Consider the following 14,864-nt stretch of genomic DNA (forward strand, 5'->3'; position numbering starts at 1 on the left):
CAGCGCTCGCAATCTGCCGAAACAAGATGGCTATTGGCCCAAGTGCCTCTCTGACATCTGGCCGGCCAGAGCGAGCGATTATACCAGAGGTAAGGCGTCCGGTCGCCGATGCGCTTGGGCTCGATGACATTCTCAGACCGGCATGAGCGAACGGTTACTCGGCTTGCTTCACCACTAGGACAAACAAAGCTCAAGCAGACTTCGGGCCATTTTTCCGGTCGTGGCAGGATCGGTGGCAATAACGCGATCTATGCCGAGCACCTCGCCTTCGTGATGGCAGGCCATATGGCGGGCGGGAGATTTGAAGGGCTGGTCCGGCTGGCCGTGCGCGGCTCCACATAACACCCCTTAACGGACCAAGCACACGCAGGGGTGCGAACTTGGCGCGACAGGCCACTCTGAAGGGCGCATGGTCGACTAAATTTCCCGCCCGCCGGCTTGCTATGAATGCCTTCGAACGTGCCGTCCTGCTGATCAGCGGCGCGGGTCAGCAGCGTTTTTGCAATCCAAGTTCTCGCAGAACGGCGACTTGGGTATGATCAACGATGTGGCTTTGCATCAACATGAGTTTCAATCCACTCACCCGTGAAGGGGGCGACCGCCTTGTAAATCCGACACTGTTGAGAAACGCGAAACTCCTCCCAAAATGCGAACCTTGCGGCGGCTATTCTGCAGGCATCCTGCCTTTTCTGGATCTGAAGGGAAATGCCGGACCTTTCATGAGGAAAGGGGGTAGGTGCGAACCTCCTGCCTCCTTTCGAGACGCTCCGAGTTCGCAGCCCGCAATTGGCTCAGAGGATCTCGATCAACTCGACATCGACGGGGATCCCGGCGCGGTCGATGCGGATCTCATAGTCGTCGAATCTCCGGGCGGGCGGAAGGCTGCTGTCCGGGCGCCCATTCAGGGAGGCGAAATCCCCGTCGATCCTGCGGCCGATCTCGATCAGCCTCTGAAGCTTCTGGGCCGGGGCATTGCCGAACTTGCTGCCATGTTTGAATACAATGAGCTTCCGAGCGTTCATTTCCGCCCGAGCCGCCATACGATCATGCTCCAACATATTGGGAAGTGCCTCGAGAAGCAGGTCGAGATCGATCTGGGAGAATCCGGTCCGTCCCGAGAGATTTGCCGAGACGTAGCCATGGCAGTGGTAAAGCCCATAGGGCACGACAAGCTTGCGCGCCATCGTGCGCTCCTTCACGGCATCCTGCTCGTTGGTGACGGAGGACCTCGTGATAGCGATCTCGTCGGGCTGGATGGGTTCTACCGATTCCGAGAAATTGAAATGCACGGGGCCGCGCACCTGCCCGGCATGGACCTCGGTGTTCATGACCGCACCGAAGGCCCGGATGTCGTAGAACTGCTGGCACATCCAGCTTGTGATCGACGGGGCATCTTTTTCCGGCGCCGGTTTTTCCGGTACGTGCTTGATCCTCTTGCTGGCATAAGTCTCAGCGTGGGCGCGGTTGAGGATGGCCTTCTCCCGCATATAGATACGGTTAGGCATCTCGTTCTCTCGCGTCATCCCGACATAGTTGCGAATCTTGCGCTTGATCGCGACATCAGTGACCAGGCCCTTTTGGGTGTCGTCATCCATGCGCGGCATGTTGTCGTTATCGGGGTCCCCGTTCGGATTGCCTGGCAAAGCTCTCGTGAACATGTTCCGAAAATGCCAGCCCTGCCGAGCCGATATCGGGGATCCTCTGAAGCCTCAGCTGATACGAGCCGATCTCGCCAAAGCCATCCTTCTCCGTCAGTTTACGATGCTGTTCGTTCACCAGGCTGACGGGCAGAGGGGCGATTGCCAGATCCGCCATGACGGCTGCCAGTTGGCCGGCACCTGTCTCGGACGTATAAGCGATCCGATAGGCATGCCCGCTTCTGTCAAGCGCGGCAAGCGCCGCAGCCCGCCAAGGGCAGCCATGAGTGGACATGGCAAGTGGGACCGGTGTTCTGGAGAAGGCGATGCCGTCACGGGCACCGACCCAGACGAGTGGCTCTGAATGGATGAGTTGGCCCGTCGCCGGGTTGGATTGGGCCGAAACGGTAAGGATCATGTCAATCTCGCCTGCCTCGAATTTCCGGGACAGGTTGACGCTCGTTGACAGAAAAACCTCGACCTCGACAAGAGGATGGGTGGAGGCAAAGCGGGACAGGATTGCCGGCAGATAACGCACCCCGAAATCGTCCGGCGCGCCGAACCGGATCCGTCCCTCAAGCTGGGGCACCCGGAAACGGGACAATGCTTCGTCATTGATGCGCAGAATGTCCTTGGCATGCACAAGGAATGCCTCTCCGTCTGCGGTCAGCGCCACATGCCGAGGATGCCTGACGAACAGGGCCCGCCCTAGCAGTTCCTCAAGGCGCTTGATCTGCATGCTGACCGCCGAGGGCGTCCTGAACACGCATTTGGCCGCAACGGTGAAATTCCCGGTCTCCGAAATGGTGACAAAGGTCTTCAGCAGATCGGTTTCCAGAAGAGTGTGCTGTTGTGGTTGCATGGCACCATAGCGTTCAATTTCTCTGAACGATACCATGAAATCTATGCGCTGTATTGACGATTTTCGACATGCGACCTTGGTGCCAGCAATGGAGGTAGCGATGACCAAGGCAACCAGCATCATGAACCCGTCCGCACCGGGCCAGTCGATAAGGGTCGCGTTCCGACCGTTGACTTTACGGTTGCGGGGCGTGTTTGAGGAGCATCGCCGCAACAAGATCAGGCGATATGCGTTCCTGAATTTGCTGCGGCTGGACGACGAGATCTTGGAGGATATCGGGGTGACGCGGGCGGAGGTCGAGGCCGCGGCCCGCCTGCCGCTGCACGTGAACGCGTCGCAGGCGCTGGCCGACAAGGCGCTTGCGCGACGCAAGGGGCAGATTTGCTAGCAAAGGACGACCGGGCATTGCCGGACCATAAGGATCGCACCGCAAGCGGTCTGAAGGGCTGATTTGGCGTTGTTCATTCCGGCAATCCGGCCGTGGCGAGACCGGCAAGCTCGCCCGGCAGGATGGCAGGATCGGCGTAAACAATCGCACCTCGCCAAGCTCCAAGATCAATGCCGGAATCCTCGGCAGGTGCGGCCCTGACTTTGGCCCTCGCCTGGTCGATCTGGCCCAGCCGTACCAAGGTGATGGCATATTGCAGGCGCTGATAGGGCAAAAGCATGCGCGCGGCCTGGCTTTCCCGCGCAGACTCCTGCAATCGTCCTTGCAGGCGCAGCACCCATGCCCGCAGCGCATGCTGATAATCCGCATCCGCCGGGTTACGGACCGCGCCAAAATCGATATTTGTCAGCGCCTGATCATCCGCTCCCGCAGGGGCAAGGGTCTCGGCGAGGTCGGCGATCTGGGAGGCATCATAGGGCGCGAGGCTCGCCGTCAATTCCGCCTCGCGCAAAACGCGTCCCCAATCGCCCTCGCGCATGGCAATGTAGCCTAGCAAGCCATGCAGCCCGGTCGCGATGCAAGGCGTCAGGTTGGGCGTTGCCTCGATCTCACGCGCAAGCCGGGTTGCCGAGGAAAAATCCGCCGCCATGTCGTCGCTCCAGAAGTTATAGGCGCGACGCCAGTCGTTCCAGACAAGCTTGAGCTTGAGATGGGCGGAACCCGGATATCCGGCCAATTCCTCCTTCAAGATGGCGGCGGCGGCCGCATTACCTTGTGCAGAATTATCGCCAAACATCCGATCATGAGCCCGCATCGCATAGTCATACTCCCCCAAGGCTGGCACTGTCCTTGCCCCAGACCCGGGCATATTCGGCACGCGTAAGCTCGCCCTTGGTTCCGGCAAGAGCGCTGATGATCCGACCTGCTACGGCATCAGCAAGGGCGTCGGGATCTTGCCCCGCTCAACGAAACGCGCGGCCCAGACCTGTCGTCCGCTGTGCGTGTCATCCAGTCGGGTCGAGACATGCAATTCATCTCCATCGCGCCATACGCTGCCTTCCAGCAGGTACCCCGCCTGCAATGTCTGGCCAAGCGTGCGGACATCGCCTTCCTTGTCTCGCAGGGAAAATGAGGATCTGCGGGCGATGGTCATGATCTGTGGGGCACGGCTTAGCATCGTGATGATGGTCTCGGCCAAGCTTGCCCCAAGATGATCCGGCTCGATCGCGCCTCGTGTTTCAAAGGGCATGACGGCTATGACGGGCAGCGCAGTTGCAAGGCTCGGCGTTGCCGTCGGTCTCCATTGCACCAGTGAGGCCGCGACCACCCCGATGCTTGCAATTCCCGCCATCGCAAGCGTACTACGTCGCGAAACGGCTCTGACGGGTCTGGATGCGATCATTCCTTCGGTACCCGGATCAACCCGATAACCCTGCCGTGGAATGGTGCGTAGGATGACTTGCCCAGCTGGCCCCAGTGCCCGCCGGATGTCATGGATGCATTGCACCAAACTGTCATCCGTGACCGCTATTCCCGGCCAGACGGTCGAGATCAGCTTTTCCTTACCGACCACCCGACCATTCGGCGCGATAAGGTGACGCAATACCTCGAAGGATTGTCGGTGCAGGGTGACCGGTCGTCCTGCCGCGTCCAAGATCAACCCGGCCTCGAGATCGACCGTGACCTCTCCGATCCGAAACGCCCTCTCGCCCTGTCCATACATTGCGCCACGACCGAGCCGCAGGCTGTCAGGATAACGCATTTCGGCTACGAATCGTCGAATTTCGTCCCGGTTTCAGGACTTGGCACCCGGCTCGGGTAGAGACTGGTACCGGTCCTGATTGGAGGATGCCATGTTCATCAAGCTTATCATCGTTGCATGTCTCGTGGATGGAACCATCTGCCGGGATTTTCCGCATCTCTACGATGCCCGCGAGGTCTCATTGCTCCCTGCATGATCGCCGCCCACCCCGAACTGGCGCGTTGGCAAGCGGAACATCTTAAATGGCAGCTGCAGAAATGGTGCTGCGAGCCCATCGACCCAAGACGCAGCGAAACTTGAGCCATTGGACCCGGTGCCCAGCTGGTTGAATTGCTTGATAGCGCGGGGATGAATGATACACCTTCAAGCCCGACATAGCTTCAGGCCAAATTTTCGCCGCTCTTGTCAAAGACCTCGCTTTGGGTACCCGCCCCATTGACCATGCCCGGTGATCCCGGATTGGGAATTAGCTTACTATCAGGGCAGAGGGTCCTTGATGAGCAAGGGACCACGTCGCCGCTTGACGGTGGAGTTCAAGGTGTAGGCGGTTGCACGCCTTTTGTCTCCTGGTGCCACGCAGGCCCTCGTCGCGCAGGAGCTTGGCATCACCTCGTCACAGCTGAAGGGCTGGCGGCTCCATTTTGCGGCCACGACTCTGCTAGGCAGTGCGGTGCCAGAGGTGGACGCGGGATTTCAGACCAGTCGCTAAGCTTTAGCGGCTGCGGAAGAACCGACCTCAAAATGACCAAACGCAAGCGCTATTTTGCAGAGTTCAAAGCGAAGGTGGCCCTGGAGGCCATCCGCGAGGAACTGGCGACGGCTGAACTGGCCAAGAAGTACGAAAATATCCATCCGACGATGATCAGCAGCTGGAAACGCACCGCAATCGAGAACATGGCCGCAGCATTCGGCGGTCACTCGTCCACCGTGCCGCAGATCTCCGAGAAGGAGATCGAAAGCTGCATGCGAAGATCGGACAGCGCAATGCAAGGGCCGCAAGGCGCTTTCTGACAAGACTGATCGCCCGGTTCGGCGAGCCACGTGTCATCATGACGGATCAATTGTGCAGCTACTTCAAACCGATCCGTGACATTGTGCCAGGCACGGAGCATCGCGCGCACAAGGACATGAACAACCGGATCGAGGGATTGGGGTGGTTCAAGTCACTCAGGCACGCCCAAAGGTTTCTGACAGCCCACGACCAGATCAACACCTTCTTTCGCCCGCGCCGTTATCAAATTTTCGCTGCCTCGGACCGTCATGCCAGAGCCGATGCTTTCGATCTCTGGAGCGGCTATGCGGCCGAAATGAATGCCTGACAAAGCACCCGGCTCAATCATGCCCAAACAACTTGCCAATCCCCGTTGAATTGATGTGCGGCAGCACCCCATGAATAGGTGCCTAGCAGTACCCTCGATCGCTGAAGAAATTCGTCGACGGATAAGAGATCAGCGTGATCGGCAGGTCGCCGAGTTCGGGACCGCCGCACCATCGAAGCCTTCTCCAGCGCCCGACCTTTCAGGAAGGCCTGAACATCTGCTCGTGAGCGCCAAATTGGTCGTCTCACTGCTGATAAAGGGCGGTATGCGGCGGGTCATACCATGGGCAATTCGACCCCACCTGTCGGGAAAGTCACCGTCACGATCAGTCCCGGCTGTGCATCGCCAAGGACCAGACGCGCCCCGTGCAGATCTGCGATAGCCTTTACCATCGCAAGGCCAAGGCCGGAACCCGGCGTGCTGCGGCTTGCCTCAAGCCGGACGAGGCGGCGCAAGACATCCTCTCGCCGCTCGGCCACGATTCCCGGTCCGCTATCCGACACCGACAGGACGGGTCCACGCAACGCCAGATGGATCGGCCCGCCCGGCGCATGACGCAGCGCGTTCTCGACAAGGTTCGCGATCAGGCGCGACAGCAAGTGCCGGTCGCCGACGACAGTCGGCGGGTCCTCGATTCGGCAGTCAAGCGTGGCACCGCTTTCCTCGACCGCTGGCTCGTAGATTTCCGACATGTCGCGCAGCAATCCGGCCAAATCGACAGGGGCGAAACTCTCGCGGCCCTGCCCGCCTTCAAGTTGCGCGATCTGCAGAAGGGACTGGAACGTGCCGATGATCTGCGCGGTCTCGGTCTGCACCGCCTCGACCTCGTCCCGTGTCGTCTGGGGCAGATCGGTTTCGGCCAGCCGCTCCAGCCGCAGGGCGACCCGCTGGATTGGGGTCTTGAGGTCATGCGCGATGTCCGAGCCGATTTGCCGCAACGCATCGGTCGCGGCCTCTTGCGCAGCCGCCATCCGGTTGAGATCGCGCGAGATGTCACCCAGATCCGTGTCAGGATGCGGCGCACTCACGCGGGCTGAAAGCGTTCCTTCGCTTAGTGCATGCAGGGTGCTGCGGATCGCTTCGACCCGCGCGTTGGTCCGTCGCACGGCGACCATCCCGATCGCGCTGGTCAACAGCAGCGCCGGCAGGACACTGAAACCAAGAATGGCCACAAAGGTCTCGTTCAGCTCGACAAGGCTGTCTCGTCCGACAAGCACGGTGATCCGGTCGGCGCCAATTTCAGAGGTGCGGACAAGATAGCTGTCCGCCCGCTCATCCTTGAGCCCGGTTGCGGTGCCCTTGACCACGCCCTCATCAAGGGTCAGCGCCGATTGATGGCCGATGCTCCTGCCGTTGATGCGGGCAGCGATCACCATCTCCTCGGGATCCATCGAAGCGGCGAATTCCGCGGCGCGTTCGGCACGTTCTTCCGGCTCGGGGATGGCGCGCAATTCGTCGATCACCTGTTCGGCGCGTGTCTTGATATCGTCTGTCAGGGTCTCATGCATCAGCGCATAGGCAGTGCCCAGTCCGGCGGCAAGAAAGCCGGTAAAGACCAGGATCAGCGCAACCGCCAATCGCAGCGGCGTCGAGCGCAAGGCGATCATTCGACGATCCGGTAGCCAGAACCGCGCAGAGTTTCGATCAGGGCGGTTTCGAAAGGCTTGTCGACCTTGCCGCGCAACCGGCTCATGTGACTTTCCACCACGTTGGTCTGCGGATCGAAATGGATGTCCCAGACCGATTCCAGCAGCATCGTACGGGTCTGCACCCGGCCCTTGCGCCGCAGAAGATGTTCGAGCAGGGCGAATTCGCGCGGTTGCAGATCAATTTCCTGCCCGGCACGAGTGACGCGTCGGGACAGCAGGTTCATCTCAAGGTCACGCGCGCGCAAAATCGTCGGCTCGTCTGACGGGTGCGGACGGCGGCTCAGTGCGTTCAGCCGGGCCGAAAGCTCTCCGAAGGCAAAGGGTTTCACCAGATAGTCGTCGGCACCGGCATTGAGCCCGCCAATCCGGTCCTCGACCCCGTCGAGCGAGGTCAGGAGCAGCACCGGCACCGGCTTACGCGAGGCACGCAGCGTGCGCAGGATCGACATGCCGTCGACGCCCGGCACCATGCGGTCCAACACCATCACGTCATAGCTGCCCGACATGGCCTGCACGAGGCCTTCACGCCCGTCGGCCACAAGATCGACCACATGCCCCTCGGCGCGCAGGCCCGTGGCCACGTAATCCCCGGTGGTCTGATCGTCCTCGATAACGAGGATATGCATGTTTGTCCCGTCCTGTGCTGACGGTCGGCGGATCGTGCCGCCGACCGGTTCCGTGATAGCGCCGCGAGGCGGGCCTGTCAGTCTTTGTCCGCCGCGCCCTTTTCGTGATGGTCGTCATTCTCTTCGGCAAGCTGGGTGATGCTGCCATCCTTGGGGTTGACGAACCAGTTCTGCACGGCCTTCGAGGCATCGGCGATCTCGACTTCGTAGCCCCAGACGCCGGCTTCGTTATCCTCCCAGCCCGCCGAGATCGCGGTGCCGCCCGTCTGCGCCACGGCTTTGTCGATGGCTTGGTTCAGCGTCATGCCGCTTTGCTGCACGGCCTGCACCTCCTCGGCATCGCTCATCTCGGGGCCGGCATGGGCGGCGATGGCCAGATTGGATGCAATCGCCGCGGCGAGCGCCGCACCGGTGGCAAGATGTCTCATGGCTGTTCCTTTCGGTCTGCGGGCCCGGCACTGTACCGTGGCCCTCATGACCCCTGATCTGGCGGCCTCGTCCGACCATCTCGTGACGGCAAGATTGATTATTCGTAATCAGGTTGTCGGCAGACATTACGGATAATCAATCTTGCCGTCAGGCGGGCGCAGGCTGTGCTTTCCAAAAAGGGCACATCAAAACCTGATGAGGCCATATCCATGAAACAGGTCCTTCTTGCCTCGGCGCTGATCCTTCTCCCCATCGCGGTGTTCTCGGGGGTCAACCATTACCTTGTCGGGCCGGATCCCGGCCTCGCGGTGACCGCACCGCTTGGCGACGTCTCGCAATTCGCGTCGATTGTATCAGACACGCAGGCCATCGCCGCGCGAGGGGATCTGACCGCCGCTGAACACCGCATCACGGATTTGGAAAACCTTTGGGACGATGCCGAGTCCAAACTGCAACCACAGGCCCCGGTCGCATGGGGCAATGTCGATGCCGCGGCCGACGCGGCCTTCGCCGCCCTGCGGGCGCCCAACCCGGATGCCGGGCAGGTCAGCACCGTGCTGGCTGGATTGCAGGCAACGCTGGCCGACCCGGCAAAAACCGGTGGCGGCATGACCGAGTCCGTCGCGGGCATCGCCGTGACCGATGCTGCAGGTCACCCGCTGCCCTGCGAGATGATGCTGAACGACCTGCGTGACACGCTGCAAGCCGGGCATGCCGCGCCGGACTCGACCGACAGGATCAAAGAACTGCGCGAGCGTGCCACCGAACGCTGCAATGCAGATGACGACCGCCGTGCCGACAGCTTCACTGCGCAGGCCCTTGCGCTGGTGACGCCATGAGCCCCATCCTGCAGGAGATCATCGAAATGACCCGAACCCAAACCTCCGCCCGAAACAAGGTTCCCGAGGTCACGGCCGGTTTCTGGCTCATCAAGCTGATGGCCGTGACGATGGGCGAGACTGCAGCGGATTATCTGGCCGTCAATCTCGGCTTCGGCCTGACCGCGACCTCGATGATCATGACGGTGATCCTGCTGGGTACGCTGGCGCTGCAATTCGCGACCGATCGCTATGTTCCCTGGGCCTATTGGCTGAACGTGGTCCTGATCTCGGTGGTGGGCACGCTGCTGACTGACAACTTCGTCGACAATCTGGGCGTCAGCCTTGTGACCTGCACCGCCGGATTCAGCCTGCTGCTGGGCCTTACCTTCCTTGTCTGGTACCGAAGCGAGGGCACGCTTTCGATCCATGCCGTGGATACCCCACGCCGCGAGGGTTTCTACTGGCTGGCGATCCTGTTCACCTTCGCCTTGGGGACCGCCGCCGGAGATCTGGTCGCCGAGCATTATGGCCTGGGCTACGCGGCGACGGGCATCCTGTTCGGTGCGGTGATCCTGAGCCTGTCTCTGGGGTATTTCTTCCTTGGCCTCGACAACGTACTGGCGTTCTGGCTGGTCTATATCCTGACCCGTCCGCTGGGCGCGAGCTTTGGCGACCTTCTCTCCCAACCGGCAGACTATGGCGGAATGGGGCTTGGCACTGTGTCGACCAGCCTGACCTTTCTTGCCGTCATCGTGATCACCGTCACCGCCATGACCTTCATGGGCCGCGATACGGCGCGACAGATGGACCGGCTGACCCGATAAACTTGACGCTGCGGGCGCACCGCGCCGCCCGCAGCCCGCCGGGGGCCATTCTTGGCGACGAGGCCAGCTGGCATACGGGGTGCTGGCTGAGGAGCGCTGGCAGTCTCTGGACAACATGCCTTCCGTCGCGCGCACCAACTGGTGCGCGAGCGCGGTTCGCTCGCCTTGGTTATAGGCCGGTTTCCTGGCCCCGTCGCCAGCCTTGCCGCGCTTACAGCTGCCTTGCCGGGGATGGGCCGATCAGCGCCCGGATCATCCAGAGATTCGACCCCGGGCGCATCTTCCTGTCGGCCGCGCCCCTGACCGCGCTGGCATCGGTCGGAGTCGGGCTGGGGGCCCTGTCGATTGCCGGCTGGGTGGGCCCGAAGCCCTCGCCACCGTGGCCTGTCGCAACTATTTCCTGCGCACCACGCCAGCAGGTCAGGCCGCCAAGGCGATGAGCTCATATCTTTTCGCGATCATTTTCGGCGCGTTCTGCGGATCGGCGCTTGGAGGGGTTCTGGCCGACCGGATCGGGGCGGGCCTGACATTCTTCTTTGGCGCCTTCGTCGCCATTCTGGCCGCAGTGCTGGAGGCAAACACGATCGTCGGCGCGACCGTGCCAGAACTTGCGCCCCCCGAAATCGAGGACACTGCCCCCAAACCCCGCGCCAAGGTCTTTCTCGGCTCGCCCTTGCCTTCGGGATCGCGGTGCCGATGAACCTCGGCAGTCGGTCTTCATCTGGTATCTCGTGCCCGTCGTACTTGAGGAAGACGGCGCCCGGTCTACGGATATCGGGCGGGTCATCATGCTTTACTACCTGATCCCGCTGCTGATCTGTCCAATGGCGGCGGGGCTGACCGACGGGCGTCTGGGTTGCGTGGCGCTGCTAACCTTCGGGATGGGAAGGTAGGAGTTGGCCGTCTTGGGACTGACCGTCTTTCCCGGCTTCTGGCCTATGGTGGCCGCGGTGGCGGCTCTCGGCTTTGGCGGCGCCCTGTGCGAGGTCGCGCAACACAGCCTCGCCCTGCATATCATCGGGTCGGACGCAGACCCGGCGACGCTCGACGCCAGGTTCTCGGCCCTACGCCTGATCGAGCGTGTATCCGCCATTCTGAAGCAGATAGAAGTCATGCGCCTGCCCGGATGATCCGGCAGCCGCCATCAGGAGCAGGGAAATGAAGCTTGTCGGTCCAACACTCGCATGTCTCGTTTTCGCCGCCGACGCCCCGCTGTCTGCGCCGCCGCTCAGGATCTATGACATCTGGTATGAAGGCTGCGAGGCGACCTGCAAGGCCTTTGCCGAGACCATCAGGGCCAGTCGTTCAGATGTTGAGCTGATCACCCGCGACGCCCAGCAGGACAAGACGCTGCTCCCTGGATTCGTCCGCGAGGCCCGGGACATGCAGGACGATCTGGTCACGACCTACGGCACCAGTACTACCATCGGAACCATCGGAACCATCGGGCGGACCGGCGATGCCGGAGAGTTCATCACCGACATTCCCGTCGTCTTCATGTTCGTCTCCGATCCCATCGCTTCGAGGATCGCAAAAAGCTTTGGGCAGAGTGGGCGCTCCAATATGTGTTAACGGTCCACCTGAGAGTTTCTGTCGCAAGTAACATCGGTGGCAAACATTCGAGAGGGGATCCGGGATTTTCGACCAATTTTCCGCTTTGCCCGCGTCAGGACTCGTTGTCGGCTCATAGCCAGAACATGATAGTTGCAGCCAAGGCGACGGCGGAAAGGAAGACTTTCCGGCATCTGTCATAGCGTGTTGCGACCCGACGCCAGTCTTTGAGCCGGCCGAACACGATTTCAATCCTGTTTCGGCGTTTGTCGTTTTGGTGGGCGTCCCGCGTGACTTCCGGCCTGAGATGCAAGGCGTTATGCCTTCGCCCGGCTCGTTGATCTCGCGCTCGTCGTTCGACCACCCCCGGCGGGCAAGACGGAACAGAACCTCGGGCTGATGCGGCGGATTGAGCGGCAATTCCTGGACACGCCTTTCTCCGGCGTCCGGCAGATGACCATCTGCAGAAGTCTGGGGGTCAGCCTGCAGACGGGCGTGGCGTGAACCAGAAGCGCATCCGGCGGCGGATGCGGCTCATGCCAAGCCTGATGCGTCGACATCGCCTCTCTGCCGATGCGGCGCATGCGCCGGGCTCAAACAGATGGGGCCGCGATGGCTCATTTCTGTATCCGGTGGTCCTTCACCCGCAAGGTGCTGGTCTGGCGCAAATCAAACACGCTGGAGGCCGAGTGTCTCGCGTTGAGGCGCTGAACGAGTCCATCCACCGCTATGGCGCGCCCGAGGTCATGAGGTTCGCAGTTCACATCTTTTGTCTGGACTGATCGGCTGAAGCGGATCGGCACCCAGATCTTGAGGGGTGGCAGGCGGCGCTGGATCGACAACGTCTGCATCAAGCGCCTGTGGTGGCCCCTGAAATATGAACGCGTCCATCTGCACTTGGTAGACCGGATTTCAGGCCAAATGCGCCATCAGCGGCTGGATTTTTCGGCCACTCTCTCGGACCGATGGCGTTCGCGGCCTCACTCTACAATCACCAGCGGCCCCACGCCGCCCACGGCAACCGCCCGCCGTGGTCTATTGGAACAGCATCAAAACCGATCGGTAGGCGCAGGCAGTAGCTTCAATCACCCCGGAAACTGGCCAAGGATGGGAAGCAGCTCACCCTGCGCGGCGAAGTACCGAAACTCGGGTTTCAGCGATAGACAAAGGTTTGCGGCGCTTCGCCCCGACGGACCGCGCCGCGATACATGCCTTCGCAATTGAAGGGCATGGCGATATTGCCCTGCCGGTCCACCGCAATGACCCCGCCCGACCCACCGTTTGGCATCAGGTCCTCCATCACCACTGCCGTCGCCGCTTGATCCAGACTCTGCCCGGCATGGCGCAGACGGGCCGCGATCTCGGCGCCGGCGGTCCAGCGGATGAAGATCTCGCCATGGCCGGTGGCCGAGACGGCGCAGGTGGCATTGTCCGCGAAGGTTCCCGCTCCGATGACAGGTGTATCGCCGACCCGGCCCGGAAGCTTGGCCGTCATACCGCCGGTCGAGGTCGCGGCGGCGAGGTTGCCTGCAAGGTCCAGCGCCACCGCACCGACCGTACCGTGGCGACGGGCGGGATCGGTCTCGACCGCCCCGGCGGCGCGCAGGGCCAGCGTCTCTTGCAAGGCGGTCCAGCGGGCCTTGGTGAAGAAATAATCGCGATCCTCGAAGGGCAGCCCGGCCGCGCGCGCCAAAGCAAGCGCTGGGGGACCGATCATCATCACCTGCGGGCTGTCCATGACCAGCCGCGCGACCCGGATGGGATTGCGCGGGCCAAAGATTCCGGCCACCGCGCCAGCCTGCCGGTCGCGTCCGTCCATTACCGCGGCGTCCATTTCCTGCTCACCGGCCGAGGTAAAGACCGCGCCCCGGCCAGCATTGAACAGGGGCTCATCCTCAAGCACCACGACGGCTTCGGTCACCGCGTCGATGGCCAGACCACCGTCGCGCAGGACAGACTGACCCGCCTCCAGCACCCGGCGCAGGGCGGCATGATAGGCGGCCTCGCGTTCCGGCGTCATCGTGCTGCGCAGAATGGTTCCGGCGCCGCCATGAATGGCCAAGGCCCATTTCGCTGTCGTCATCCCCGCAACTCCATTCCGTTTTCGCGCGCACAATGGCGGGCGATGTCGGCATGTGTTGCCACCCAGCAATCGCCCTTTTCAGTGATCCGGCGCAGCAATTCCTCAAGGATAAAAATGCGCGAGCGGTAACCGGTGACATGCGGGTGCATGGTCAGCAGAAACAGCCCACCTTCGGCATAGGCCCCCTCAAACTCGCGCAGGAAGATGTCCAGCACGGCGGTCGGAGGGGTATAGGGCCGCTGTCCGCCAAAGCGGTTCATCATGAAATAGGGCGCGTCGTCGCGGATCCACTCGACCGGCAGTTCGACAATGCCGGTCGGACGGCCATTGCTGAGGATCTCATAGGGGTCGTCATCGGCGAAAAGCGAGCTGTCATAGACAAGGCCCAACTCCTCGGCGATGGCGAGGGTGGCGGGGCTGTAATCCCATGACGGCGTGCGCATGCCGACGGGACGAATGCCGGTGACGCGTTCCAGCGTATCCGCGGCGCGCAGCATCAACTCGCGCTCCTGCGCTGGCGGAACCTGGGTGTTCACCTCGTGGATCCAGCCGTGCAGCGCGACCTCATGGCCGTCCTCGACAAGTGATTTCTGCTCATCCGGGTAAAGTTCGGCGGCGACGCCGGGGACGAAGAAGCTGGCCTTGGCGCCGAAGCGGTCCAGCACCTCGCGGATGCGGGGAACGCCCCGCCGGTTGCCGTATTGGCCCCATGACAAGCGGCCAATCGAGTTGCCGCCATCGCGCAGCTCGTTCGTCTCGTGGTCGCTATCAAAGCTGAGGGCGACGGCGCAGCGCGCGCCACCGGGCCAGCTTTTCGGCTTGAGCGAGCGCCCGGCGCGCACAAAATCCACCAGACCACGCCAGGTCGGCTCGTCCCAACTATGGGGCGGGGTGTCGGGCGCAAGGCTCATGG

General features: G+C 62.0%; 17 protein-coding genes and 3 pseudogenes. 9 read left to right on the forward strand and 11 right to left on the reverse strand.

What is annotated here, in order from left to right; translation table 11 throughout:
• Nucleotides 1–791: 791 nt before the first annotated feature.
• Nucleotides 792–1,595, reverse strand: coding sequence for a type I-C CRISPR-associated protein Cas7/Csd2 (gene cas7c / locus IB235_RS09600; protein WP_255524310.1), 804 nt, complete (start codon nucleotides 1,593–1,595; stop codon nucleotides 792–794).
• A gap of 16 nt (nucleotides 1,596–1,611) precedes the next feature.
• A complete protein-coding gene (locus IB235_RS09605; RefSeq protein WP_225612143.1) occupies nucleotides 1,612–2,622 on the reverse strand; it encodes a LysR substrate-binding domain-containing protein in 1,011 nt (336 codons plus the stop codon).
• Between IB235_RS09605 and IB235_RS09610 the strand changes: the two genes are divergently transcribed.
• Nucleotides 2,600–2,887 (forward strand): DUF1127 domain-containing protein, encoded by a 288-nt coding sequence (locus IB235_RS09610; RefSeq protein ID WP_225612145.1) that lies wholly within the window; start codon nucleotides 2,600–2,602, stop codon nucleotides 2,885–2,887. The two genes, IB235_RS09605 and IB235_RS09610, sit on opposite strands and share 23 nt — an antisense overlap.
• 73 nt (nucleotides 2,888–2,960) lie before the next feature.
• Here the strand turns inward: IB235_RS09610 and IB235_RS09615 are convergent, their stop codons facing one another.
• The 3 genes and pseudogenes from IB235_RS09615 to IB235_RS25840 form a co-directional block, all read right to left on the reverse strand.
• Entirely contained in the window at nucleotides 2,961–3,791 is an 831-nt protein-coding gene (locus IB235_RS09615) for a hypothetical protein (protein ID WP_192336524.1), read from the reverse strand.
• A 21-nt stretch (nucleotides 3,792–3,812) separates the two neighbouring features.
• The gene (locus IB235_RS25075; protein ID WP_225612191.1) at nucleotides 3,813–4,238 is read right to left on the reverse strand and encodes a hypothetical protein; all 426 of its coding nucleotides are present in this window, start codon (nucleotides 4,236–4,238) and stop codon (nucleotides 3,813–3,815) included.
• Between the two features lie 84 nt (nucleotides 4,239–4,322).
• Nucleotides 4,323–4,649: pseudogene (locus IB235_RS25840) on the reverse strand (transcriptional regulator); the annotation flags it as partial.
• Between the two features lie 741 nt (nucleotides 4,650–5,390).
• Here IB235_RS25840 and IB235_RS25530 point away from each other — a divergent pair.
• Both IB235_RS25530 and IB235_RS25535 read left to right on the forward strand, forming a co-directional pair.
• Nucleotides 5,391–5,629: pseudogene (locus IB235_RS25530) on the forward strand (transposase); the annotation flags it as partial.
• A pseudogene (locus IB235_RS25535) lies at nucleotides 5,627–5,968 on the forward strand (DDE-type integrase/transposase/recombinase); the annotation flags it as partial. The pseudogenes IB235_RS25530 and IB235_RS25535, both read left to right, overlap by 3 nt.
• A gap of 275 nt (nucleotides 5,969–6,243) precedes the next feature.
• Here IB235_RS25535 and IB235_RS09635 read toward each other — a convergent pair.
• The 3 genes from IB235_RS09635 to IB235_RS09645 all read right to left on the reverse strand — a co-directional run bounded on the left by IB235_RS09635 (nucleotide 6,244) and on the right by IB235_RS09645 (nucleotide 8,671).
• Nucleotides 6,244–7,575: a HAMP domain-containing sensor histidine kinase gene (locus tag IB235_RS09635; RefSeq protein WP_192336527.1), complete on the reverse strand. Its 1,332-nt coding sequence runs from the start codon at nucleotides 7,573–7,575 to the stop codon at nucleotides 6,244–6,246.
• Nucleotides 7,572–8,243: a response regulator transcription factor gene (locus IB235_RS09640; RefSeq protein WP_192336528.1), complete on the reverse strand. Its 672-nt coding sequence runs from the start codon at nucleotides 8,241–8,243 to the stop codon at nucleotides 7,572–7,574. The genes IB235_RS09635 and IB235_RS09640 overlap by 4 nt, the downstream gene beginning before the upstream one ends.
• A gap of 77 nt (nucleotides 8,244–8,320) precedes the next feature.
• Nucleotides 8,321–8,671, reverse strand: a complete 351-nt coding sequence (locus IB235_RS09645; RefSeq protein WP_192336529.1) for a PepSY domain-containing protein — start codon at nucleotides 8,669–8,671, stop codon at nucleotides 8,321–8,323.
• Between the two features lie 210 nt (nucleotides 8,672–8,881).
• Here IB235_RS09645 and IB235_RS09650 point away from each other — a divergent pair, with 210 nt between their 5' ends.
• The 6 genes from IB235_RS09650 (at nucleotide 8,882) to IB235_RS09675 (ending at nucleotide 11,889) form a co-directional block, all read left to right on the forward strand.
• A complete protein-coding gene (locus IB235_RS09650) occupies nucleotides 8,882–9,511 on the forward strand; it encodes a hypothetical protein (protein WP_192336530.1) in 630 nt (209 codons plus the stop codon).
• A 26-nt stretch (nucleotides 9,512–9,537) separates the two neighbouring features.
• On the forward strand, nucleotides 9,538–10,317 hold the full coding sequence (locus IB235_RS09655; RefSeq protein ID WP_192336531.1) for a hypothetical protein: 780 nt from the start codon (nucleotides 9,538–9,540) through the stop codon (nucleotides 10,315–10,317).
• A gap of 436 nt (nucleotides 10,318–10,753) precedes the next feature.
• On the forward strand, nucleotides 10,754–11,017 hold the full coding sequence (locus tag IB235_RS09660; protein ID WP_192336532.1) for a hypothetical protein: 264 nt from the start codon (nucleotides 10,754–10,756) through the stop codon (nucleotides 11,015–11,017).
• A gap of 31 nt (nucleotides 11,018–11,048) precedes the next feature.
• The gene (locus IB235_RS09665; RefSeq protein WP_192336533.1) at nucleotides 11,049–11,210 is read left to right on the forward strand and encodes a hypothetical protein; all 162 of its coding nucleotides are present in this window, start codon (nucleotides 11,049–11,051) and stop codon (nucleotides 11,208–11,210) included.
• Nucleotides 11,211–11,222: 12 nt separating this feature from the next.
• Entirely contained in the window at nucleotides 11,223–11,447 is a 225-nt protein-coding gene (locus tag IB235_RS09670; RefSeq protein ID WP_192336534.1) for a hypothetical protein, read from the forward strand.
• A gap of 28 nt (nucleotides 11,448–11,475) precedes the next feature.
• Nucleotides 11,476–11,889, forward strand: coding sequence for a hypothetical protein (locus tag IB235_RS09675; RefSeq protein ID WP_192336535.1), 414 nt, complete (start codon nucleotides 11,476–11,478; stop codon nucleotides 11,887–11,889).
• Nucleotides 11,890–12,001: 112 nt separating this feature from the next.
• Here the strand turns inward: IB235_RS09675 and IB235_RS09680 are convergent, their stop codons facing one another.
• The 3 genes from IB235_RS09680 to IB235_RS09690 all read right to left on the reverse strand — a co-directional run bounded on the left by IB235_RS09680 (nucleotide 12,002) and on the right by IB235_RS09690 (nucleotide 14,862).
• The gene (locus IB235_RS09680; RefSeq protein ID WP_225612147.1) at nucleotides 12,002–12,181 is read right to left on the reverse strand and encodes a transposase; all 180 of its coding nucleotides are present in this window, start codon (nucleotides 12,179–12,181) and stop codon (nucleotides 12,002–12,004) included.
• Nucleotides 12,182–13,021: 840 nt separating this feature from the next.
• Entirely contained in the window at nucleotides 13,022–13,951 is a 930-nt protein-coding gene (locus tag IB235_RS09685) for an isoaspartyl peptidase/L-asparaginase family protein (protein WP_192336536.1), read from the reverse strand.
• Nucleotides 13,948–14,862, reverse strand: coding sequence for a polysaccharide deacetylase (locus IB235_RS09690; RefSeq protein ID WP_192336537.1), 915 nt, complete (start codon nucleotides 14,860–14,862; stop codon nucleotides 13,948–13,950). Before IB235_RS09690 ends, IB235_RS09685 begins: the two co-directional genes overlap by 4 nt.
• Between the last annotated feature and the right edge of the window lie 2 nt (nucleotides 14,863–14,864).

Origin of the sequence: Paracoccus sp. PAR01, assembly GCF_014851995.1 — a bacterium.
In the GTDB taxonomy this organism is placed as follows: Bacteria; Pseudomonadota; Alphaproteobacteria; order Rhodobacterales; family Rhodobacteraceae; genus Paracoccus; species Paracoccus litorisediminis.